The sequence below is a fragment of the Vitreimonas flagellata genome, assembly GCF_004634425.1.
In the GTDB taxonomy this organism is placed as follows: Bacteria; Pseudomonadota; Alphaproteobacteria; order Caulobacterales; family Aquidulcibacteraceae; genus Vitreimonas; species Vitreimonas flagellata.
In genome coordinates, this window is the sequence record NZ_SBJL01000002.1 from 15,655 (window position 1) to 39,583 (window position 23,929).

Sequence of the window (23,929 nt, forward strand, 5' to 3'; positions counted from 1 at the left end):
GTGGACCTGCGCGCTGCGTGCGCTGTGGGGAGGAGCTATTCTTTGAAGGACCGCGCGATGCTGGTGGTGGAAGCGGCCTCGGCGAGAGGCGCTTCCACCACCAGCATCGCTGCGATTAGAAGGTCCGGCGCAAATTGAGCGCGACGTAGCGCCCGATTGGATTGTAGGGACCGCCGATACCGTCCGTGCCTGGGAAGAAGGGTGGTGCTTCATCGAAGGCGTCGTTGACCTGAAGCGCAAGCATCGTGCCTTGGGTCCAGCCGCTGTCCGGCAGCGTCCACCCGAGACGCAAATCCACCGTGACGTAAGGATCAGCCGAGTACGAACTTACACCCGTCGGCGTCGTGAAATTGTTGGTGATCCCGTCGCGATAATTGACGAAACCGGCCAACGAGATCTGATCGATGTTGGCCGCGAGTGTCGCGCGCGCTGTCCAGCGCGGCACGCCAAGATCGAGTGAATTGGCGACCGGCGCGCCCGGTGAGAATTGCGTCTCGAAATTGAGGATGTAGTTGCCAGCCAGATCGGCGAATACCGAACCGAAGCTCGTGGTCCAGCGATAATTGATATCGAAGTCCAAGCCGTCCGTGTTGCGCACGCCGAAATTGTTGTTGCGCAAGTCGAGCAGGTTGATGTCGGACCCGTACGGTCCTGCCGGCAGATTCACCGGCGTGGCGATCGCCAGCAGATCCGTGAATTCCGGCGTAGTCGGATCGCCACGATGGATGAGCGAAGCGAAGGTGGGGTCCTCGAACACATAGGGCACCGCCGGCGTGCCGATCACGCCTGTGTATTCGATATCATAGTACGTGAGGCTGGCGCGCAGGTCGGGCAGCCATGTCGGATTGAAATCGACGCCGAACGAGTATGTCGTCGCCTCTTCCGGCTCAAGATTGTCGTTGCCGCCCAAAAGATAGATGGTTTCAACTTGCGCTGCGCCCCGCGTCGGATCGTTGGCGTACGTGGCGGAATTTATTGCGCTCAGGTAATACGCGCCCACTGTGGCGCCGATCTGGCGCAAACCCGGCGCCCGAAACGACGTGCCGTACGAGCCTCGTAGATTGAGCCCCTCGATCGGCGCCCAACTCAAACCAACCTTGGGGTTCGTGGTCTCACCGAAATCGCTGTACTCGTCATAACGACCCGACAGCGAGAGCACGAGGCTGTGTGCGAACGGCGTGGCATTGCCTTCGCCGATAATCGGGATGAAGAGCTCGCCATAGACGGATTGCACATCGCGATCCATGTCTTCGGGAATATCGTTGCTTGGCGTGCCGATATAGCCTCGCTGCTCGAACGTCTCGTTGCGAACCTCGACGCCCGCCGCAAATCTCAATTGCCCGCCCGGCAGATCGGCAAGCGGCCCATCGAGTTTCGCGGCAAGCACGTTCACCCCCTGCTCTTCGCTGGCGTACGTCGGATAGTCGAGGATCGCCGCGATCACGTCGGGCGCGGTGCCCGTGCCGAACGGATCCAAGGCGGTCGCCGTCGTCGTACCCGCGGCAGCGGCGTCAAGCGCTGCCTTACTGATGCCCGGCACGAAGGACTCATTGCGCGCCCAATCCACCGTCGCGGATAGGGTGAGATTGAGGTCGCGCGGCAGTTCGAAATCGACGCCGAATGAAGAATTGCCGACATCCTTATCGTTGCTGTTGGTGAAGTGATCGGCGCCGATGAGATTGTCAGGGCGGAAGGAAACGAATTCGTAGAACGAGCCAGGCGGACCTTGGAAAAATGGGTTGCCGCCGAACGCCGGCGCCAACATGGCGACAGTCTGGGCGGGCGGCGCGACCTGATATTCGTCGTGGCGTTGCGAATACAGAATCTCGCCCCACAGCGTGGCGGAATCGCTGAGTTCCTGGTGTGCGGAAACAAAGAGCGCATGGATGCTCGAACTCGGCAGCAGATCATTCAGCGCGCCGCTGTCGCAACGATTGGCGCCGGGCGTGAACGTCGGCGCCTGATAGGGCGCGGTGTAGGTCGGGTTGGGGTAAACAGTCGGCGAGACGCAAGCCACAGAACGCGAGTCGATGCCGCCATACGGTGTGAAATCGGTGACGCGATAATCTCGGTCGCCCGCGAGCAGATTGCTGTTCTCGGTGTATTGATAAGCGGCGTAGATCGAACCGGTCGACCATGTCTGGCCGGCGATCGCGCCGATGTGCGCGGCATAGTAGTCGTCGGCGACGCCGAAGCTCGTCGACACCTCGAAACCATCGACCTCGCGGCGGGTGATGAAGTTCACAACGCCCGCAACGGCGTCTGAACCATAGATCGCCGAGGCGCCATCGGCGACGACCTCAATGCGCTCCATCGCCAAATTCGGCACAAGCGGAAAGTCTGGGTTCGTCACCTGCACAGCCGCACTCACCAGACGGTGACCATTCATCAGCGGCAACGTCGCGTTCGCCGGCAGGCCGCGCATTGCTGGCGCGAACGACCCAAGCCCCGGGCCCGTGCCCGCGCTGGTTTGCGGTGCGGTGTTGAACGAATTGAGCTGGGGAATACTGGCGCTCAGGTCCGGCGTATTCGCGCCGCCGTGCGTCTCGATGTCTTCGCGCGTCAGGCTGATCAGATTGGAGCCTGTCGGCGGCACACCGCGAATGCTTGTGCCCGTCACGACGATCTCCTCGTCGGCCTCCACCGCTTCCTCAGCGGTTTGCGCAAGGGCGAGCGTCGTAAAGCCGACCCCGCAAAACAGTGTCGTAGCGCCCAGGCTGAGCATGCTGCTGCGCAGCAACCTTGCGGTGCGATTGAACGTCATGTCGTCCCCCTATCGTCGTTCTCGCCGGGGCTATCGAGAGCCCACGGTCGTTAGGGGAAAACTGACATCGGCGCCTCCAAACGCCATGACAGGATTGACGCTGGCATTTGGCGCCAATGACCTACGGGCTAAGAAACCCGCCGCTCGTTCAATAGGGCGGTGGCCGCCGCGATCTTTGACGCATCGCCCGCATACTGAGTGCGGTATGCCGAGGGCGACACACCCGCCCAGGCAATGAAATGGCGCGAGAAACTGCCGGGCTCACTGAAGCCCAACAGCGAGCCAATCGCGGTGATGGGCATGTCGCTCCCCAGGAGATATGCGCCCGCCAATTCGCCGCGTAGGCGCGTGCGAATATCTTGAAAGCTCTCGCCCTCTTGCGCCAAATCCTGACGCAAGCGCCGTGGCCGCGTGCGCAACCGCGCCGCGACGACTTCGATCGGCGCCGACCACATGCCCGCCTTCTGCAACTCGATCAGCACTTGCTGCGTCTTGATTTGCCAGTTGAGCCCACCGCTGGGCGAGGCAAACCAATCCGGCGCGCCGGCATAGTAATCGTCGTATTCCTGAATGGACGAGTGCACCAAGCGCACCGTGAGGTCGCTCCAATCATAGCAAAGCGCGTCGTAAGGCGCATTGAATGTCACCGGACAATTGAACAGCGCAAATCGATCGAACCCATTTTCTTGCACAGGCCGCGGCCCCTGAATCGAAAGACCGCGCAGCGCGATTGGGCGGCCGATCAGCCACGAAAACAGGTGATAAATCCAAACGAAGCGAATCCAGACGAGGATGTCGCGATCGACGCCTTCGACCGTATGATACTTGCAAATATGATGCAGCCCCGCGCCGTGCTCTTCGGCGATGACTGGTCCGACATCGGTCGACATTGCATCTGTAAAGCGAATGCTCACACGCAAGGCTTCGCCAAATGTGCTGCAATGCAGGAAGGACAAGAGACGTTCTGTCTCCAACGCCATCCTGATGCCGTGCGGCAGGAAGCCCAGATAGACGTCATCGATTGAAAGCTGGATGGCGCGCACCAGCCGCACCAGCGACGGCCCATCAATCGCGCGCTTGGCGTCTCCATAGATCGCGGGATTGATTGCGGCGTCCTGCAAAATCGCCAGAGGATCACGTCCCTTTAGGACTGCGCCCCCAAGCAATTTCTTGACTGCCTCACCATCCAGGCCGGGTTCTCTCTGGCCCAAAGCGTCCATCTGGGTTTCGCGCCCGCTTTTTTGTCGTTGCGGGCGCTCTCATAGCATCGGTTGGCAAATGCGCCAGCAAGTAACCGAGCTGACGCATCCTCCACCTCGACGCCTAAGTATCGGACGGTGCTGTCCAGCTTCGCATGGCCCAGAAGTAGCTGCACTGCCCTGATGTTGCCGGTCTTTCGGTAGATCAGCGCCGCCTCGGTTCGGCGCAGGGAGTGGGCGCCACAGGCGGAGCCGCACGCGAACGTCCGTCTCCACCCAGCGAGATTTGATCGCTGGCGGGTGCTTGCCGACCAAGAGTTCATGTGACGAAGGGCGGCGAAATCCCAATAACAGTCCTTGCCCTTCCCGCGTCGCAAAGCAGACGCCAATGGCGGACGCCTTTTCTGCGGACGCTCAATTGTAAAGATTGACCGGTGGTTCCCCCGGCGCCAAAGGCGCGGACAAGCGGCGTTCGCTGTCGAATGATGGGGCGCGCATCTGGGCGTTCCATTGGTTGAATTCTCGGCGCAAGCGCGCCACCACGTCGGGCCTTTGCGCCGCAATATTATTCGACTCCTGCGGATCCTCACGCAGGTCGAACAAATAGGTGAGTGCGCCCTGGCCATCGGTGCGTTCCGATACGATCAGTTTCCAATCGCCGCTGCGCACTGCGTAGTTGGGGCCGGTGCGCCAGACGATGGCGCGCGGCGGCGGTGCGGCCCCGCGCGCCACCAGCGGCAAAATGTCAATGCCGTCGAGCACCTGATCGCCCGCTTCACCACCAGCCAAGGCCAAGATGCTCCGGCTCCAATCGAAGCTGACAACGGGCGCGCCATAGACCGCCCCTTCCGGCAAACGCCCCGGCCAAGACGCGATCATCGGCACCCGCACACCGCCCTCAAGGTACATGGCCTTGAAGCCGCGAAAGGGCGCGTTCGAGCAGACGCCCGGGCCGATATAGTCCGGACACCCATTGTCCGAGATAAAAAGCACAAGCGTGTTTTCGCGAAGCCCGCGCTCTTCCAGCGCCGAAAGCAAACGCCCGACATTGTCGTCCAGTGCGAGCAGCATGGCCGCATAGATGCGCTCACCCTCATTCTCGATGTGCGCCACACGCTGCAAATAAGCGCTCGTCGCCTGTAGCGGCGAGTGCGGTGCGTTGTAAGCCAAGGTCAAAAAGAAGGGTTGTGTCCGGTCAGCGTCGATGAAGCTCAGCGCTTCATCGGTGAGAATGTCGGTAAGATAGCCTTCACGCGGCAGCGCGCGTTCAAAACCATCCTCCAGCCGCATGGCGAAAAAGCCTTGCGGGGCGCCAGGCACGGGATCGGGCAGCCAAGCGTCATCGTCGGCGGGCGCGGCCATATATCCCGTCGCTCCCGGCGAAAAGCCGTAGAAGCGATCAAAGCCGTGGCTGAGCGGATGCGTCTCGCGCGTGCGTCCAAGATGCCATTTGCCGATCAAGGCTGTGCGATAGCCGCGCTCACGCAGAAATTGGGGCAGGATGCGCACACCTTCGGGGATGCCAATTCCTTCAAGGTCGCGCCGAACCGGATTGAATTCGTAGCCGAAGCGCTGCTGATAGCGTCCGCTGAGCAAGCTCGCGCGCGATGGCGCGCACACGGCGGATGTCACATATCCGTTGGTGAAGCGCACGCCCCGCTCCGCGAGCGCGTCGATATTCGGCGTCTCAACGCGGTGTCCGCCATATACGGACAGATCGCCATAGCCCAAATCGTCGGCGATAATCAGCACGATATTGGGCGGCCCCGACACCATTTCTGGACTGCTTGCCGAAACGCAGGCGCTGAGAACGGACGCAGCGCAGATTAGTATCAAGCGTCTAAGCATCGCATCACCCGGTTAGAGTGGGAGGCGCCGGCGGGACACGACACGCGCATCCCGCCGACGTTGAGGAGACGGCCTCAATAGCTGAAGCTCAGCTCCGCGCCATAGGTGCGCGGGTCGCTGAGATAGACGTTACTGGCGATAGTTTGGATCGTGTAGATCTCGTCGGTGAGGTTCTTGCCGAAAATCGAGAACCGCCAATTGCCGTTGTCAACGCCGATGCGTGCATCCACGCGGGAGAAATCCTCGAACTCACGGGAATTCTCGGCGTTCTCGAACCCGCCCAATTGGGTTTGGTAGCTGGTCGAAGCAAAACCCTCGAACCCCGCGCCAATGTCATGACGGTAAGTGAGGTTCAGCGTGCCGATAAGGTCGCGCGTGCGATTCATCCGATTGCCCGAAATGTCGGTCGGCACGCCGCTTATAATCGCGCTGGTGCCGTCATTGAACTCACCATCGCTGGTCGAAAGGCCAACGCCGAAATTCAAGCGACCGCCGGCAAGGTCGAAATTGCCGCGCGCCTCCAACTCGGCGCCCCACACTTCAGCGCCCTCGCCATTTTGCAGGATGAAGGCGGTGTTGGTCGTGCTGGCCGCAGTGACGATCTGCACGTCGTCGGTCTCAGTGAAGTATGCAGCCCCCTCCAGAAACACACGCCCGCCAAAAAGACCAAGCTTGAAACCAGCCTCGTACGACGTCGCAAATTCCGGATCGTATGGGATGAGATTGCCTGAGCCCGGAATGTCGGAGGGGATGCCAACATTGAAGCCGCCGGGACGATAGCCCGTGGCGATGCGGCCGTAGATCGAAGCGTCATCGCTCAAAGAATAGCGCAGCGTGGCGACCGGCATGACCCGCGTCCAGGATTCGCTAAGATCAACGCCGAGAATTTCGACCGCCGTAGAGGCTGAGGAATTGCGCGTGCGATCGAAGGTGAAGGTCTTGTCGTCGGTTTGCACGCGGGCTTCGACGCCCAGCGCTAGGCGATCAGTGATGTCGTATTCCACCGCGCCAAAGAGCGCCCATGAATCCAATTCTTCCTTGGAATCGTCATCGCGCAATTGCGCACGCAGGCCCGCGGCGGCGCCAGCAAAACCTACGTTCTGCAAAAGAACAGCCGAGGAATTTTGCTGCAGCTCGGCGCCAACGAGCCAAGTGAAGCGGCCCTGCGTCGACGGCGAGGTCAGCACGCCGATGAGACCCGCGCGGTCGAAATCCTCATATTGGTTGGAGACCAGATCAATCGGCTGCGCTGGGGTCGCCGGCGGAAATACAGATGTGATGCCCTGGAACCCGAGATAATGGTCAAGGTCGTCGTTGGTTCGCCCTGCTTCGCGGATTTTGAAGCTGCCGCGCAATTCGAGATTGGCCCAGCCGAAATCGTGCTCGATGTCGAGATAACCGGAGTTTTCCAGAATGTCGGCGTAGCCCAAGCGATTGAGATCGCGCACGAATGGATCTGGATCGAGCGGTGTTAGATTGTTGCGCAGCGCGCGATAGCCGTTGATGCCAAAGCTCGGCGCGGTGGAATCATAATATTCGTATGTGACGCGGATGGTGGTGTCATTGGTCGGCGAAACCTGGAAGACCGCGCGGGCGCCGCTGGTTTCCTCGGTATCGATAGTGTCGCCCGTCGACAATTGTTCGACAAAGCCGCCCTCCTGGTCATACCAGAAACCGCCAATACGCAACGCCGCGTCTTGGGTGAGCGGCACGTTTACAACCGCCTCGACCTCGGTGCGTTCAATGTCATTGTAGGACACAGAGCCGCGTACGCCGAAGGCGTCATAATCTGGGCGGTTGGCGACAGCATTGACGGCGCCGCCCACTGCGTTGCGCCCATAGAGCGCGCCTTGAGGACCACGCAGCACCTCGATGCGCTGCAGATCAAACAAGTCGACGGCGTTGAAACCGCGACCGCCGAAGCCGCCGCCGGCGATATAGTGACCGTCGCGATAGACCCCCACCGCCGATTCCGAAAAGCCATTGCGCCCACCGCCCTGACCGCGCAACGAGATTTCATTTGTGTAGGCCGGGCCGCCGTTGACCAAAGCTGCGCTTGGCAATTGGCGCAGCATGTCGGCGGTGTTGCTGATGACGTAATTCTGTTGATCCGCCGCCGTGATCGCCGAAACCGCGCCGGGCACTTCAATCAGCGTCTCTTCGCGCCGACGCGCGGTGACGACGATGTCGCCTTCGCTGGCCGCTTCGTCTTGGGCCGCACTCGGCACGTCTTGCGCGAAGGCTGACGCCGCGAATGCGAAGAAGCAGGCGGGCACGGTGGCTAACAAAACCTGGCGCATCAAATGACCCTCCCCTGGTCGCCGGTCTGAGGTTTTCCCCTCGCCGGATTGTCGACAATGTATAGACCCCTGTCCGCCATCATGTCCACTCCTTCGCGCAAACATCCCACCTTGCGCGCCGCCTCAAAGCCTCAATCGCGCGCCTGGAGAAGACAACTGAACAGCATCTTTAGTCGAACTTACGATTGACGCGGCGGGCGCACCTCTTGCCTAAATGGCGCCGCACCAGCATGAACCGAATTGCAATGGCCAGACCGACTTCCAAACCAAAGATCGTCCCGCTGCGCACTCCCGACGCGCGCGTATCCGCGCTCGGCATCGCCCGCGCCACGGCACGCGATATCGAGCGCGGCGTCTACCTGCCGGGTGCGCGTCTGCGCGAACAGGAATTGGCGGATCGTTTCAAATGCTCGCGGGCGCCGGTGCGCGAGGCGCTGCGATTGTTGGAGAGCCAAGGCAGCGTGGTGATCGAGCCCATGAAGGGCGCCCGCGTGGCGACGCCAGACGACGCCAACTTCCTTGAAGTCTTCCTCATTCGCCGCGCGCTTGCAGGTCTCATGGCCCAGCAGGTCGCGAACGCGCCAAAATCGAAGAACAAGAGTCACTTCATTGTGTTGACGAGCGAATTGCCAAAACGCGCTGAGAAGGCCGCCAACGGCCACGAGTTCGCGGCCGACGTTCGCCAAGTGATACGCGCGCTGATCGAAGCGGCGCAAACACCGCGAACCGTTCAGCTGGTCAACAGCCTGACCTTCGGGCATGAGGCATTTCAGGATGAGATCGTCGATTCAAGGAAGAACCGCATCACCCAGGCGCGTTATTGGGCCCAAATGAGCGAAGCAGCAAGCGTCGGTGACGCCACTGGCGCGCGCGCAGCCATGGAGGCCATCTTCGACTATTCACGCGCCTATATCGAGAGCACGCGCGAGCCCGCGAAAGCTACACGAAAAAGCGCGGCGAAACTCAGTAAGCGCGTCTAGTTTTGCACGAAAAGCAGCTCAGGACGCCAATCATTGAGCGCGCCATGAAGCCGCTGCCCGCCAAGCTCGGCGGTGACGAAGGCGCCGTGCCAAGCTTGCCCATAGATTGGGATCGTATAGCGCGTGATCGCTGTCGCGCGACCTTCGATGTAATCGTTTGCGCCGAAATCGATGCGCAATTGCCGGTGGTCACTTGGCGGACCGAAGCGCACACGGCCGGGCCGCGCAGGTTCGCCATCGCGTAGAATATAGCCGCCGGAATCGTCCGGTATCTGCAGCAAGGTTGCACCCACGCCATCGCCCCACAAACTTGCAAAACAAAATGGCGTGGTAAATCGTGCTTCGGTTTGCCGCTGTTCGTGAAACTGGCCCATGCCGCGCAGGCGCCATGCGCGGCCGTTCACGCGCAAATCCCCCTCGACGCGACCAAACGCTTCGACACGCCCTGGCAGCAATCCCGCACGGGAGAGCCTCGGCGCAAAGCGCATGTCCGCCTGCAATGATCCGCTTGCGGCCGCCTCAAAGCGCGCAGCCAAGTTCGCCACATCGAGCGCTCCTGACGCTCCTTCGCGTGTGAAGGTGAGCACGGAGCTCGCATCCGCATACGTCGTGCGCGTTTCATCCGCTGATGTCTCGTCCCCCGCGCAGGGCGCGGCGTGATCAACGTGTGCGAAAAAGCCGTCCGGCGTTTGCACATGGGTCCAGATCCACGCAACACGATAGGCAGGATAGCGGCAAAGGCGCGCGCTGAAATGTATTCCAGCGCCCTCATCCGTCACCGACAGCATCACGGACTCGCTTGGCGTTTCGATACCTTGCGGCGGCATGAAGAGCTCCTCGCGCGCTAAGGACGCACACCCTGAAGCGGGCGCGGCCGCCAACACGGCGCGCCGAGATAAGTGAAATGAGGGCCCCATCTGAGATCCAACAAGATTGTCGACTCTTTGCAGGATGTCGCGTTAAGCTCGCGCGCACAAGACGGAAGATGCCGCCGAGGGGAGACGAACGCGCGATGATCACGCGACGCACCATATTGGGCGCGACGCCCGCGGCCATGGCGGCTTTGCCGGCGCATGCGCAAGACAATGGCGCGTTGATCAGCCAGAGCCTTGCCCTACTCGATCGCCAAGCGGATCTGCGCACGGGCGGTGCGGGAGATTTGGCGGTAGCCGATCAGGTGCGCGCAAATCTGCGCGCCGCGGGCTTTCGCACATCCTCGCAGCGTGTTGACGCGCCCGCCTTTGATGCGCGTCGCGCAGCTTTGGTGTGGGCGGGCGGCGAAGTCGCCGTTGAGCCTCAGCCGATTGTGCGCACAACCGGCGCCGGCGGCGTTCGTGGCGCGCTGCGCCTTTGGCGCGATGCGAGCGATACGGCGATGATGGCCGACGCCATTGCCCTGGTAATGCTCCCCATGGGCCGCCATTCACAGCTTCTTGGTGAGCCCATTCGTTCCATCCTCGCGCAAGTCGCGGGCGCGGCCCCGCGTGGCATAGTGCTCGTCACCAACGGCCCGACCGGGGAGACGATCATGCTGAACGCGCCGATCGACGGCGCTGGTCTGCCTGCGATCCCGATCGCGGTGCTTGGACCTAAACCCGGCGCCGGCGCCCTGAGCGTCGCGCGCGCGGGCGGCGAGGCCACACTGATCATCGACGGCGACGTGCGCCGCGTACGCAGTCCAAACATCTGGGGTGCGATCGAGCGTGACGCGCCCTACCTCGTTGTGTCGACGCCCCGCACGGCTTGGACCCGCGCCGTCGCCGAGCGCGGCCCGGGGCTTGCGGCGTTCAACGCGCTGGCCGCTTGGGCGCCGCAGGCTTTGCCCGCGCACAGCCTCATGTTTGTTTCAACCACTGCGCACGAATACGACAACGCTGGCAGCCATATGTTCTTCGAGCGCCATGCACCGCCGCCCGATCGCGTGGCGCTATGGCTGCATCTTGGCGCAGGCTTCGCCGCGCGCGATTTTCACGAGGTCGGCCGATTTGCGCTCGCGCCACTGCCAAGCCCAGATCCGCAGCGTTTCCTGCTCGGTTCTGATACGCTCGTGGCCATACTGCGCCAAGCCTTTGCGGGCCAAATTGGCTTAGAGGCCGCATACCCGGCTTCCGCCGGCGCCGCAGGCGAACTCGGTGAAGTGCTCGCGCGCGGCTATGCGCCCGCGTTCGGGCTCTTCGCCGCGCATCGCTATCACCACGTTGAACAAGATCGCGTGGACAAAACCGACCCTGATTGGATTCAGGCCGCGATCGATGCGTTGAAAGTCACGCTGGCGCGCGCGCTTGGCTAGGAGATCCGCGATGAAAATGCTGCAGGCCATGGCTGCATCGCTTGTGCTCGGCGCGTGCGCGACCAGCGCTGCGGCGCAGACAGAGGTGCGCATTGAAAGCGGACGCCTGCGCGGTGTGATCGAAGACGGGATTGTCGTGCACCGCAACATTCCGTTCGCAGCACCACCCGTTGGCGATTTGCGTTGGCGCCCACCGGCCCCTGCGCCGGCATGGCAAGGCATGCGTGATGCGAGCGCGTACGGCCCCGCCTGCCCGCAGCCCGAGCGCAATAGCGGCGTTGGCGGGGGCCGCGCCGAGCGGCAAAGCGAGGATTGCCTTCAGCTCAATGTGTGGGCCCCACAGGGCGCGCGCGATCTGCCTGTGATGGTGTGGATACATGGCGGGGGCCATCGCATCGGCTCTGGGGCGTATTTGCTTTACGATGGCGCAGCGCTCGCGCGCCAAGGCGTGGTGTTGGTCACCATCAATTATCGCATCGGACTCTTGGGCTATTTTGCGCACCCTGCACTTACCCAAGAGGCCGCGCCCGACGCACCGCTCGGCAATTACGGCTTCATGGACCAGATCGCCGCACTCGAATGGGTCCAACGCAATATCCGCGCTTTTGGCGGCGACCCGCAGCGCGTCACCGTGTTCGGCGAAAGCGCGGGCGCGGCAAGCACGTTGTACTTGCTGGCCTCGCCCCACACGCGTGGCCTTTTTCAGCAAGCCATCGTCCAGTCCGGCGGCGGCCTGCAACGCCCTACGACGCTTGCGGCGCAAGAACAAAGCGGCGTCGACGCGGCAAGCCGGATCGGTATCGCCGCCGACGCGCGTGCTGAAGATTTGCGCGCCGCTTCCGCGGATCAATGGATCGAAGCGCTTGGCGCCCTTGAAGGCTTAGGCTTTGGACCGTTCATCGATGGACGGCTCATTACCGAACCTCCGTCGCGAGCGTTTGCCGACGACCGCGCCCATGACGTGCCGCTGATGATCGGCGCCAATGACAATGAGGCGAGCGTGATGGGCACGCTTGGCGTTTCGCCTAGCGTGCTTGGCGTCCTTGGTCCGCGCCTTTCTGAACTGCGTACGTTGTATGGCGAAATCGCTGAGGAAGAATTCCAGCGCCAGGCTTTGGGCGACGCCTTCTTCGTGGCGCCAGCCGCTTGGGTGGCGGCGCAAACGGCCGATGGCGCGCCAAGCTTTCTATACAATTTCACTTATGTGGCGGCGCGCCGGCGCGGGATTGCCCCGGGCGCTTCGCACGGCAGTGAGATTCCCTACATCTTCCGAACCTGGCAACGCCTGCCGATCCCGCCGGGCTTCATCACGGATGAGGACCGCGCCTTTTCAGCTTTGATCTCGTCGTGCTGGGTGAGTTTTGCTCGCGATGGCGCACCGACCTGCGGCGATGCGGCTTGGCCAGCCTATGCGTCTGATAGTGATCAAATCATGCTTTTTGGGCCGCAGACACGGGTGACGCCTCAGCCGCGTCGGCAGGCCATCAACCTTCTGCTCAACACCCTTACGGAGCGTCCGCAATGATCTCTCTCTCACGCCGCGCCCTGCTGAATGGCGTCGCGTCTGTCACGCTTGGCGCTTGCGCCACAGCGCCCGCTGATCCGATCGATCATTATGTAGCCGCGTATTTTTATGCCTTCCCAATCTATGAGTTCGCGCGCACTGCCTGGGCCTCTGCAGGACCGACCGCGCAACGCGCGCATCGCTTCAATCAACCCATGCATCGGCGCACGCTGACTGATCACACAGGGCGCAACATCACCACACCAAACAATGACACGGTTTATACATCGGCGCGCCTCGATCTCAGCAACGGCCCCCTGCTCGCGGAATTGCCAACGTTGCCTGATCGGTATTTCTCGATCGCGTTCATGAACGCCTACACAGACAATTTCGCTTATGTCGGCACCCGAGCGACAGGCGGCGAGGGCGGGCGGGCGTTAATCGTTGGTCCGACATGGCAAGGCCAGTCGCCAGCGGGCATTCGCATCATTCGCTCACAAACCGACGATGTGTGGCTGCTGGCGCGAATCTTGGTCGACGGGCCCGAAGATTTGGCCGCCGCCAATGCGGCGCAAGATCAAATCCGCTTCCTCGACGCGCCGGAGCCAAGCCTGTTGCCGCTCGCGCCCACAAGCTCGGACGAGCTAGAGAACTTCCTTGCGGTTACGAACGCCATGCTTGCGCGCGGACCGTTGGTCGATCCCGTTGGGCGACGCGCGTCCGATTATAACGACACGGGCTTACGGCCAGGCGATGTTGATGCGTGGTCGTCGCTCACGCAGGCTCAGCGCGATCGCTGGACCGTCGCCGCAGCGCGTGCACAGCAGACATTGCGCACGGGCTTTGCACTGCGCGGCGAGACACTCAATGGCTGGCATTATCCCCCAGCAGGCGTGGGTGCGCCGGGCGACGCAGATGATGTGCGCGCGGCTGTCGCGCTTTCGGGTCTCGCGGCTCTCGAAGCCGTGGAAGCCACCTATGCCCGAGCTGACGACGACAATCACGGTGATCCGCTCACGGGCGAGCACGCTTACACACTGACAATTCCGGCGAACGTCCCCGCCGGCGCGTTCTGGTCATTGTCGATGTATCAACGCGAAAACGACGGGCGGCTTTTCTTCACCGAGAACGCTATCAACCGCTTTGCTATCGGCGATCGAACGCGGGGCCTCATGGCCAACGCCGACGGCTCCTACACGATTTCACTGCAGCGGAACGAGCCAGGCGCCGGTCGGGCCAATTGGCTGCCCACGCCTGCTGGCGCATTCGTAATTACCTTCCGCGCCTATCTCCCTCAGACGCCGATGCTGAATGGGACGTGGCGGCTCCCGGCCGTCGTACGCCTGTGATGTTGGACAAAGTCGGAAGCATCCCAAAAGCAGAAATCAAGCGTAGCGCATCGCAAAGCAGACGCTCGCAATCTGAATTGCACGGTCGTACCCTGCGCTCATGATGCATCGAATGTTGATTTCGCTTTTCTTGTTGGCGGGTGGTTGCAGTCCCGCATCTCCGCCGACCACCTCCTCCACCGCGCCTTCCCTTCAAGGCCCGTTTGATCCAGCTTCGGATCCGGACGCCACGCCTGCGGATGTTGTGGCGATCCAAGCAGCTGCAGACATGCTTTTAGCTTCCGGAGAGTGCGCTAGCGTGCACAGCTCCATGCTCGCACCTGCGTCAGATGGAACGGTGATCCCCGACGCCTACATCGTTGAATGCAGCGACTTCTCGTGGCGCTACTTCAAAAGCGATGGAGCGGGAGGGGTGATAAGCTGCGGTCGTTCGCTGGAGGGATGCAACTAAACTTCGGCCGCTCAATCCCAAAACCCGACATTGGCGTTCGAGCGCCTTAAAGCGGACATGGAATTTCCGCTTCTCGCAAGAGCAGACCTCACAAGCCTCTCAGCGTCGTCTCCGAAGCGATCAATCGGAAGCGCGAACGCGCGCGGGCGTGAGCAAGCCCACCCTCTCCTGCATGCGTCTGTCGACAGCGTCCGCCCTCTCACGCGGCCAAGAGCAAAGAATCAACAGCCATCAGGCCGCCTCCGTTGCGCTTCACGCGCGGAGGTCATCGGCGACAGCCGCGCCAACCACGGCGGCCGCGCAGGCGATGTCTTGCACTACGTGGCCGAGCGATTTGTAGGCGGTGATCTCGGCATCGGCGCGCCGGCCTGTGACGCGCCCCAGCAGCACTTCGCCAATCTCGGCGACGATGTGATCGTCGCCGACCACGCCCGCGGCCTTCGCGTGCAAAAACTCCGCGCCCTGCTGCAGCACATTGGCGCGGCTGTCGGCGATGTAGCGGCTGCGCGCGACAAGGTCGGAATCCACCTCGGACGGTCCGGCGTGGCTGGATCCGATGATGTTCACGTGCGCGCCCGGTTTGATCCATGCGCCAAACAGGATCGGCTCAATTGCGGCCGTGACTGTGCAGATGATGTCAGCGTCGCGGGCCGCGACTTCGAGGTCATCCACAGGCGCCGCTGCCACCTGGAGCGCAGTCTCCATCTGCAACGCGAGCTCAGCTGCGCGCGTGGCGTTGCGGCCCCACACGGCGATCGACGACAGCGGGCGCACGCAATCGATGGCCTTGGCATGGGTGAGGGCCTGCTCACCAGTTCCGGCGATAACGAGGCGCGTAGCGTCGCGGCGGGCTAAGCAATCGGTCGCGACTGCGCTTGCTGCGGCGGTGCGGATCGCGGTGACCTCGCCGGCGTCGACGACGCCGAGCGGTGCGCCGCTATCAGGATCGAAAATGACAATCACGCCCTGATGCGAGGGCGCGCCTTTGGCGGCGTTCTCGCGAAACACGCTGATGAGCTTTGTCCCAAACACTGCGCGCGCGCCCAGCGCGCCGCTCATAATCCCGAACAATCTCTGCTCGGAAAGCGCCATGATGGCGCGCGGCAATTGCAGCGTGTCGCCGCGCGACAGCGCCATCATGGCGTCGCGCACGAGTTCGATCGCGCGCGGATAACTCAGGCGGCGCGCCACCTCGGCATGATCGATGAAGCGCACTTTTGGCCTCATTTTGCGGCTTCAGCTCACGCCCAGGGCCACGCCGCCATAGAGCGCCAGCAGGCCGGTGAAGACGAGCGCGATACTTGCGATCAGCGCAAGCCAAATCCGCGCGAACGCGCCGGAGGCGGTGATCGCGCCCCAAACACAGCCCAATCCCGCGAGCAGCATGATGTCCGCGCTCGCCACAAGCACGCCGATGCGCCCTACATGGCCCGCAAAATAGCCGGTCATCAAGGACTCGCCCGCGCCAAGCCCGACCAAGCTGGCGCCAATGACGCCCGCAGCGCCCAGGCCTACAAGAATCGGCGGCCATGCGCGCCAAGTCCTACCCAATGTCAGCGGCGCCAGCAGACCCAGAAGCGCGAGCGGGGCCAGAAGGTGCGCCAAGATGGCGTGCAGTTTCGGATGCGCCACATCATCAATGCGCGTCATCGTGTAGAGGCCAATGTCGGGCGTCAGCACAAATTCGCCGGTGCGCGGATTGGGGCGTATGATGATTTGCGGCCGCGTCGGTGCGTCCAGCATGAAGCGTCCATCGCCCTGCGGCGCCCAGGGGCCTGCGCCATTCAGATAGAGCCCGCCTTCGCCGACGCTGAGCTCGACAACATCAGCGCCAAAATAGGTCAGCGCCGAAAGCCGCTCGCTGGTTGTGTAGGGTCTGCGATCGGCGCGGTAGAACCCCGCATAAGCCGCGAGGTCTTCCGCCGATATCGTCACCGGCACGAATGCCCGCTTGGCGCCGAAGAATTCGCTCATGAAAGCGCTGGTGGCGCCGCTTGCGGAAAGCACCGCGGGCGACGGCGGCGGCGCCCAATCGGCATGGATGGCGCCGCGCAGCCGGTCCCACATGCCCACCGGCGCCGCTTCGCCGATGATCGCCACGAACACGCCGACATCTTCATCCGGCGCCAAAGTGAACCATGAATGGAAGCCCGCCCAATTGCCGCCGTGACTGATCGTCTGGCGCCCGGCCCAGCTGTCTTCAATAAACACCATGGCCACGCCCGCGCCTTCGGCCGCATTGGCCGCAAGCCGTTGCCGCAAGCGGCCGCGCGCCTCCGCGCTCAGCAAATCGCCGTGGCCAAGCTGCGCATTCATATAGAGCGCCATGTCATGGGCGGTGCTGACGATCGAGCCCGTCTGCGCGACAGCGGGATTGATGGCGGTAAACGGCGTCGGCCCCACGATACGCCCGCCAGCTGCGATCAGCCCTGGGCGTGCGAGGTTTGACGGCGCCTCAATCGTCGTCGCCAATTCTGTTTGCGTCATGCCGAACGGCTCAAACAGACGCGTCCGCATCGCCTCGTCGATCGGCGCATCGGTCAAGTCTTCAATCACCAGCCCGAGCGTCGCCACGCCGAAATTTGAATAAACGACCTGCTCTTCGACTGGGCGGGCAAAGGATGGGCGCAGCCGATCAAACACCTGCGCTGACACCGGTATGTCCACGGGGCGATCGGCGCCGATAAAAAAGAAGCGATCGCTATAGCCGGCCGTATGCGTCAAGAGATGGCGCAGCAGAATCGGCGATTGTCCATTCGGCGGCAATTGATAACGCTGGAGATAGCGATTGGCGGGATCATCGAGCGAGGCGATGCGCCCTTCGTCCATCAATTGCGCGATCAGCGTCGCGGTGAAGGTTTTGGTGTTGGAGCCGATCCGCACACGCGTGGCGACAGGATCGGCAGGCGTTTGAGCGACGACGTCGCCTAGCCCATAGCCGCCCTCATAGATGATCTCGCCACCACGCACGACGCTCACTACGACGCCGCTTGCGCCGCCATTCTCGACCATCGCGCCCAGATGACGATCGGCCCAAGCCTGCACATTGGCCGGCTCAAGTGCAGGGAGATCTTGTGCATGCGCCGACGCCAAAGCGCTCGTCAGGAACGCAAGCGAAGCCAATACGTTGCGCATTGCGCGCCCTCCCCAGAACAAGAGCGCGCTGGCGTCAGACGCCGCCAGCGCGCTCGGCTTGTCCCTCTTTGCCCGATCAGAACGCGTAGGAAAGCCCCACGCCGATCGTGCGCGGCTGCAGCACGTTCGCCGTCGCCCGGACGCCGCCGACGATCGGGCGCGCCGTGCCGCCTGTATAGCCGTATTCGTCGAACAGGTTGTTGACGTAGACGCGCGCTTCCACTGGCCCTGCGCGCACGCCCGCCGCCAGGTTGGCGACGACGTATTCGTCGAGCGTGAAATTGGCGATCTTCGGCACAATCACCACGCCGCCGCTGCCGACGCCGCCATCATAGCCCGTATCGCGCTCGCCCACGTAGCGGACGCCGCCGCCGACAAAGCCGTCAACGTTTGCGGTGATCGGGAAATTGTATTGCGCACGCAGCGCCGCTGACCATTCCGGCAACATAGCCAGGTTCTCGCCTTCGAGCGCGCCGAAAGCAGCGGTTTCATCGCTGTCGAGCGTGGAGTGCGCGTAGCTCAGGCTGCCGATAATCGACAAACCGCGCGTCGGCGTAAGCTCCACGGCGCCTTCAAAGCCATATGCGGTGATGTCGCTATTGGCGTTGCCGCCCGTTGTGGCCGCGTTCACGAACGTGACGGCTTGCGGATCCGACCATTGATTGTACCAAACGGCCAAATCATAGCGGAGAACGCCATCCATCAACGAGCCCTTCGCGCCCGCTTCGTAGCTCCACAGCGTATCGGTGGCGATGATCAGCGGCGCAACGTTTACGCCGCCGCTCATCAGCGGCAGGTTGGCGTTCTGCGGACGATAGCCGCTGGCGATGCGCGCATAGAGCGACAAATCGTCGGTCGGACGGAAACGCGCGGTGAGGCTATAGGTGTCAACCGTATCTGAATCAGTGGTTTCCGGCAGGTTGGCGACGATCAGGCCCGGCCCGTCAGTAAGCGCGACCGAAGACTCAATCTCGGCGACGCGCGCACCGACGGCGATGTCGAAATTCGGGGTCAGATAGAACGTCGCCTGACCAAACACCGCCGTTTCAACCAGCTCACTCCCCAGATCGACGTCGAGCGCCAGGAAGTTACCCGGCTGCCCGAGCAAGGATTGAATATTGCTGCTTTCTTCGCGCGAATAGATCGCTCCAACGACCCACTCGAATTGCTCGTTCACGGGCGATTCCAGGCGGATTTCCTGCACGAACCGATCCGTCAACGTCCGGCCAGTGAACAACGCCTGCGTGGTTGTGCCCGCAGCCTCACCGGAAAGCAGATCGATCAACGAGCCAAACGTCGCCACGAGGTCTGAAGCGTTGGCGACGTCGCGGGTCTGCTCGCTTGTCGATGACAAGAGCCGCGCCCAGCCGAAATCATAACTCACCGTGCCGGCATAGAGCTCGAACTCATCGGTCAGCTGCATCGCGCCTTCGTCGGTGTTGAAGGGGCCGTTGGCTGGCGCGAAGGGCGGGCCGACGAGCGCCACCGTGTTGGCGCCGGTCGATTCCAGATCGCTTCGCATCCCCATCAAAGAGAATTCGAGACGATCCGTCGGTCGCGCGACCAATCGCGCGGACAAGCCGGTGCGCTCATAGGCGTCGACATTCTCAGCCGCACCCGTTGGCGAGGCGGGGATGCGGTCGATGAATCCGCCGAAATCTTCTTGATAGCCGGCGACGCTGAGACCAAGTCGATCGCTGACGATCGGAATCCCAACCCGCGCGCTGTAGGTGGTGTTGGTTTCGCCCTCTTCGGTCTCCGAAAGGTCAGCGCGAATGTTGCCTTCAAAGTCCGAGGTTGAAGGATCGCGGCTGATGTAGCGCACAACGCCGCCCATCGAGGAACTACCGTAGAGCGTGCCTTGCGGGCCGCGCACCAATTCGATGCGTTCAACGTCGCCTTGAACCGCATCATAGTGCAGCGAAGGTCCCGCAGCGAAGGAGTTCGAAGACCCGATCGGCACGTCATCGACATAGATGCCGACAGTCGTCGCGCGACCGGTCTGAGCGACGCCGCGCATGGTGATGGTGTTGCCGTTCGGCAGACCGCCGCCCGAATAATGGACGCCGGGCGACACCTCGACGACCTCACGCAAGCGGTTAAGCCCCGTCCGCGAAAGCTCCTCGGGATCTATGGCCGTCACGGCCAACGGCGTGTCCTGCAGCGATTGCTCGCGCCGGGAAGCGGTGACGACGATCGTCTCCCCCTCGACCACCGCCTCCTGGGCCGACGCTGCGGTATGGCCCATCGCTGTAAAAGCGAGCAGTGACACCCCAGCAGCAGCGATCGGCCCATAACCACGGATTTTCATTCGCTTCCTCCCCTCGCCGCACAATTCTCTAGAAGTTTCTCTGCGGATAAGCTTTTCATTTTAGAAACTATGAAGCGCAGCGAGTCAAGCGGGACAGGAGGGGGCGGGAAACGCTTACCAGCGCCAAGCCTGGACTATCTAGCTGTTTATTTGAGCTTTTATGCGCAATCAAAACCGTAGCGTAAGGCGTCCCCGAGCGCTTCTCTAAGACGAAATTTTCGTTATTGAGAAAGAACCCGGGAGGGCCTACACTTTGGCGCCAAGGAAGGATGACCCATGACAGCGCGCGGCAGCGCAACACTCGCTGAGGTGATGGCGCTCGATCCTAGCCAGAACGCCATCGGCGCCGGCATCAAACGCTTTCGCCTGCAGAAGAAGTGGTCGCTGAAAGAGCTCAGCGAGCACAGCGGCGTGCCGCTCTCAACCTTATCTAAGGTCGAGAACGGCCAGATGTCGCTGAAGCTTGAGAAATTGCTGCGCGTCAGCTCGGCCTTAGGCATCGACGTCATGCAATTGGTGCAGCCCGCAGAGCCTGAAGCGCCTGCCGCGCTCGTCACCGGTCGGCGCAGCCTCACTCGGCACGGCGACGCCAAAATCACGCAAACAGAAAACACCCGTTACGAATACCACGCATCGGATTTTTCGCGCCGCTTGCTGACACCAGTGGTGATTGAAGTTCTGCCTGGCCGCAATCCAGAGCCAGTGAAGCACCAGGGCGAGGAATTCATTTTCGTGATTGAGGGCCGCGTCGAGGTGCTCACGGAGTTTTACGAGCCCGCTGTCCTCGAAGTCGGAGAAAGCCTCTATATCGACTCGACCATGGCCCACAATGTGCGCGCGCTCGATGGCAAGCCCGCGCGCGTGCTCAACGTCTCTTCGACACCGCGCGCAAGCGACATCTAACGCCCCGGCTGGAACGGGCTCAGGTCAAACCCGCCCTCGCCCAAAATCGCGCGCGCAAGCGCTTCGCCTGACCCTGCGGCTTGCGTCCAGCCAAGATGACCGTGCCCGGCGTTGATAAAGAGACCGCGTCGTGCGGCGCCGATCGCTGGCAGGCCGCGCGCATGCATTGGCCGAAAACCCGCCCAAGCTTTCGCGCCGCGACGTTCCAATTCATCTGCCTGCGCCGGCAGAATGCGCTGCAATAGACCGCACAGATTCTCGATCCGGCGCGGCTGCAATTTTGCGTCAAACCCTGCAAATTCAGCAGTTCCCGCCACACGCAGGCGCTCACGGAACGGCGTCACCGCCGCGTGCAGCGCGTCGTCAACGATGGGCAGACCGGGCAGCGCAAGTCCGCCAGCCTCATAGGTAATAGAATAGCCCTTCACTGGACTGATTGGCAGATGAACGCCAACGCTTGACGCAAGCGCCGGCGTGCGCGCGCCTGCAGCCAAAACGACGGCGTCAGCCTCGATCACTTCGCTGCTTTCCAGCACAACACCGTTCACTGCGGCTGCTTCAATCCTCAAAGCGCGCGCGGGTGCGCCCCAACGCAACACCGCGCCACGCGCGGCGCAGGCCCGGCTCAAGCCCTCGACAAAACGCTGCGCGTCGCCGGATTGATCATGCGGGAAATGCACCGCGCCTTCGATTTCCGCCTCGATGGGCAAGAGCGTCGGTTCAAAGGCGACCGTCTCTTGGCGGTTGAGCGCGCGAAAGGGCACGCCCAGTTCGGCCATCGCCGTGGCTTTGACGACGCCCTGCGCAAAGCTCGCGGCGCTGCGATAGACTTTCATCGTGCCGACGCGCGCGCCTTCGTAGTCGAACGCCGCCTCGTCGCGCCACGCGTTCATCACCTCGATGCTGAACAGGCCCAGCCGCACATTGTGCGCGATCGCACGCGTGAAGGTGGATTCCCGGCTGGCTGCCAAGAAGCGCAGGCCCCACGGCGCAAGCCCCGGCATCGCCTTCAGGCGCAGCAGCATGGGCGCGTCCTCGCGCCCCAGCCAACGCAGCAGATCACGCCAAACCCCAGGCGCATTCCAAGGATCCGACATCGACGGCGTTAGCATGCCGGCATTGGCGAAACTCGCGCCCAGGGCCGGGCCCACACTCGCCTCAATGATGGTGACCTCGACGCCGCGCCGCGCCAGCGCATAGGCGCTTGCCACGCCGGCCAAGCCGGCTCCAACTACCGCCACCCTCATGCAATCCGCCTCGGTCGCCCCGAAAACTCTACTTCACAAACGAAAATATTTTCAATACTGATACATGGAGACGCAGTGACACGCCACGCCTATGCAGCGATGTTGTTGTAAAATAATGAGATAAGGGTAGGCATCGCCCGCCCCGGGAAACGCCATGAGAATTTTCACCGCTTATCTGGCGCACGAAACCAATTCGTTTTCCCCCATTCCCACCACCCTGGCCAGTTTCGAGGATTCGGGCTTGTTCCGGCCGGGCCAATGCGAGGCGCCGGTGCCGGGGAAATCGGCGCAATTGTTGGGCGCGGGCTATTTCTATGAAGAGGCCTGCCGCCGCGGCGATGAGGTCACGCTCGGCCTGTGCGCGCAAGCCCAACCTAGCCGGCCGCTCAATCGCACCGATTATCAGACGCTGCGCACCTGGCTGCTTGAGGACTTGAAGGCGGCGGCCGCCCAGCCGCTCGACCTCGTGCTCATCATGATGCACGGCTCGATGATGGCTGAGGGATGCGATGATTGTGAGGGCGACATCATGGCTGCGATGCGCGCCATCGTCGGCCCAGACGTCGCGATCGGTCTCTTGCTCGACCTGCATTGCAACGTGACAGCGGCGATGCTGAAGAACGCCACCATCGTTAAAGCCTGCAAGGAATATCCGCACACCGATTTCGACGCGCGCGCGCGCGAACTTTATGCGCTCTGCGCCGACATCCGTGAGCGCAAAGTGAAACCCACGATCGCGTTCCAGCGCGTGCCGATGCTTGGCCTCTACCAGACCGCGCACGCCCCCATGCGCCCATTCATCGATGAGATCATGCGCCGCGAGCAAGAGCCTGGGCTTCGCTCGATCACATTGGCGCACGGCTTTCCGTGGTCGGATTTTCCCGACGCAGGCGCGAGCGTCATCGTCGTCGGCGACAATGATCAAAAACTCGCCGAGCGCACCGCCCATGAGATCGCCAACCGCTTCTTCGAGCTGCGCGCCAGCGGCCAGGCGACGATGGCCGATGTTCATGAAGCGCTGGATCAAGCCAGCGCGCATAAGAGCGGCACGGTGGTGATTGCTGACATCGCCGACAATCCGGGCGGCGGCGCGCCGTCGGATTCAACCTTCCTGCTCCGCGAAATACTCCGCCGTGGCCTCACCGATGTGGGCATCGCCTATATGTGGGATCCTGCTGCACTCGATCTGGCGTTCGCGGCCGGCGAAGGCGCGGAGTTGCCGTTGCGGATCGGCGGCAAGGTCGGCATCTGGTCTGGCGATCCCGTCGATGTGGAAGCCAAGATCATTCACCTACGTACCGACGCCACCCAGCCGCACATCGCCACCGGACAGACCCCGCTCGGGCGCACGGCGCTGATCTCCACCAACGGCGTCGAGATCATTCTGAACGATGTGCGTCAGCAGCCCTTCTCACCGGACGGACTGATCGCTTCAGGCATGGATGTCTGGTCCAAGCGCATCGTCGTGGTGAAATCGACGCATCATTTCTACGCTGGATTCCATGAGCGCGCCGCGGCCATCATTTATTGCGACACGCCCGGAGCGCTAAACGGCGATGTCGCCGCACGCCCCTACACGCGCATTCGCAGGCCGATCTGGCCGTTGGACGACATCCAATCAATCCACGCCCTCGCGGCGGCGGAATAG

At 62.4% G+C, this 23,929-nt stretch carries 15 protein-coding genes and 1 pseudogene; 6 read left to right on the forward strand and 10 right to left on the reverse strand.

Annotation, left to right across the window (positions count from 1 at the left end):
• Positions 1–115: 115 nt before the first annotated feature.
• The 5 genes and pseudogenes from EPJ54_RS08195 to EPJ54_RS08215 form a co-directional block, all read right to left on the reverse strand.
• Positions 116–2,764 carry a TonB-dependent receptor plug domain-containing protein gene (locus EPJ54_RS08195; RefSeq protein WP_239590822.1) on the reverse strand — a complete coding sequence of 883 codons (2,649 nt, stop codon included), beginning with the start codon at positions 2,762–2,764 and terminating at the stop codon, positions 116–118.
• 128 nt (positions 2,765–2,892) lie between these two features.
• Complete coding sequence (locus tag EPJ54_RS08200; protein ID WP_135211234.1) at positions 2,893–3,984, reverse strand: AraC family transcriptional regulator; 1,092 nt, start codon at positions 3,982–3,984, stop codon at positions 2,893–2,895.
• A gap of 77 nt (positions 3,985–4,061) precedes the next feature.
• Positions 4,062–4,214, reverse strand: a pseudogene (locus EPJ54_RS20405) (tyrosine-type recombinase/integrase); the annotation flags it as partial.
• Between the two features lie 163 nt (positions 4,215–4,377).
• The gene (locus EPJ54_RS08210) at positions 4,378–5,739 is read right to left on the reverse strand and encodes a sulfatase-like hydrolase/transferase (protein WP_167755634.1); all 1,362 of its coding nucleotides are present in this window, start codon (positions 5,737–5,739) and stop codon (positions 4,378–4,380) included.
• 146 nt (positions 5,740–5,885) lie between these two features.
• The gene (locus EPJ54_RS08215) at positions 5,886–8,111 is read right to left on the reverse strand and encodes a TonB-dependent receptor (protein ID WP_167755635.1); all 2,226 of its coding nucleotides are present in this window, start codon (positions 8,109–8,111) and stop codon (positions 5,886–5,888) included.
• Positions 8,112–8,356: 245 nt separating this feature from the next.
• Here EPJ54_RS08215 and EPJ54_RS08220 point away from each other — a divergent pair, with 245 nt between their 5' ends.
• Positions 8,357–9,091: a GntR family transcriptional regulator gene (locus tag EPJ54_RS08220; protein ID WP_135211237.1), complete on the forward strand. Its 735-nt coding sequence runs from the start codon at positions 8,357–8,359 to the stop codon at positions 9,089–9,091.
• Here EPJ54_RS08220 and EPJ54_RS08225 read toward each other — a convergent pair.
• Complete coding sequence (locus EPJ54_RS08225; RefSeq protein ID WP_135211238.1) at positions 9,088–9,918, reverse strand: hypothetical protein; 831 nt, start codon at positions 9,916–9,918, stop codon at positions 9,088–9,090. The two genes, EPJ54_RS08220 and EPJ54_RS08225, sit on opposite strands and share 4 nt — an antisense overlap.
• A gap of 158 nt (positions 9,919–10,076) precedes the next feature.
• Between EPJ54_RS08225 and EPJ54_RS08230 the strand changes: the two genes are divergently transcribed.
• From EPJ54_RS08230 to EPJ54_RS08240, 3 genes are read left to right on the forward strand one after another with little or no spacing between them, the layout of a single operon-like run.
• On the forward strand, positions 10,077–11,381 hold the full coding sequence (locus EPJ54_RS08230; protein WP_167755636.1) for a hypothetical protein: 1,305 nt from the start codon (positions 10,077–10,079) through the stop codon (positions 11,379–11,381).
• Between the two features lie 10 nt (positions 11,382–11,391).
• Entirely contained in the window at positions 11,392–12,906 is a 1,515-nt protein-coding gene (locus EPJ54_RS08235; protein WP_135211240.1) for a carboxylesterase/lipase family protein, read from the forward strand.
• Positions 12,903–14,234, forward strand: coding sequence for a DUF1254 domain-containing protein (locus tag EPJ54_RS08240; RefSeq protein WP_135211241.1), 1,332 nt, complete (start codon positions 12,903–12,905; stop codon positions 14,232–14,234). The genes EPJ54_RS08235 and EPJ54_RS08240 overlap by 4 nt, the downstream gene beginning before the upstream one ends.
• A 703-nt stretch (positions 14,235–14,937) precedes the next feature.
• On the opposite strand, the gene EPJ54_RS08245 is transcribed toward EPJ54_RS08240, so the two are convergent.
• From EPJ54_RS08245 to EPJ54_RS08255, 3 genes are all read right to left on the reverse strand, one after another.
• Entirely contained in the window at positions 14,938–15,912 is a 975-nt protein-coding gene (locus EPJ54_RS08245; RefSeq protein WP_135211242.1) for an ornithine cyclodeaminase family protein, read from the reverse strand.
• A gap of 9 nt (positions 15,913–15,921) precedes the next feature.
• Positions 15,922–17,820: a serine hydrolase domain-containing protein gene (locus tag EPJ54_RS08250; RefSeq protein ID WP_135211243.1), complete on the reverse strand. Its 1,899-nt coding sequence runs from the start codon at positions 17,818–17,820 to the stop codon at positions 15,922–15,924.
• Positions 17,821–17,896: 76 nt separating this feature from the next.
• Complete coding sequence (locus EPJ54_RS08255; RefSeq protein WP_135211244.1) at positions 17,897–20,131, reverse strand: TonB-dependent receptor; 2,235 nt, start codon at positions 20,129–20,131, stop codon at positions 17,897–17,899.
• Between the two features lie 276 nt (positions 20,132–20,407).
• On the opposite strand from EPJ54_RS08255, the gene EPJ54_RS08260 reads away from it, so the two are divergent.
• A complete protein-coding gene (locus EPJ54_RS08260) occupies positions 20,408–21,034 on the forward strand; it encodes a helix-turn-helix domain-containing protein (RefSeq protein WP_135211245.1) in 627 nt (208 codons plus the stop codon).
• Here EPJ54_RS08260 and EPJ54_RS08265 read toward each other — a convergent pair.
• Positions 21,031–22,281 (reverse strand): FAD-dependent oxidoreductase, encoded by a 1,251-nt coding sequence (locus tag EPJ54_RS08265; protein ID WP_135211246.1) that lies wholly within the window; start codon positions 22,279–22,281, stop codon positions 21,031–21,033. The two genes, EPJ54_RS08260 and EPJ54_RS08265, sit on opposite strands and share 4 nt — an antisense overlap.
• Before the next feature lie 154 nt (positions 22,282–22,435).
• On the opposite strand from EPJ54_RS08265, the gene EPJ54_RS08270 reads away from it, so the two are divergent.
• Complete coding sequence (locus tag EPJ54_RS08270) at positions 22,436–23,929, forward strand: M81 family metallopeptidase (protein WP_135211247.1); 1,494 nt, start codon at positions 22,436–22,438, stop codon at positions 23,927–23,929.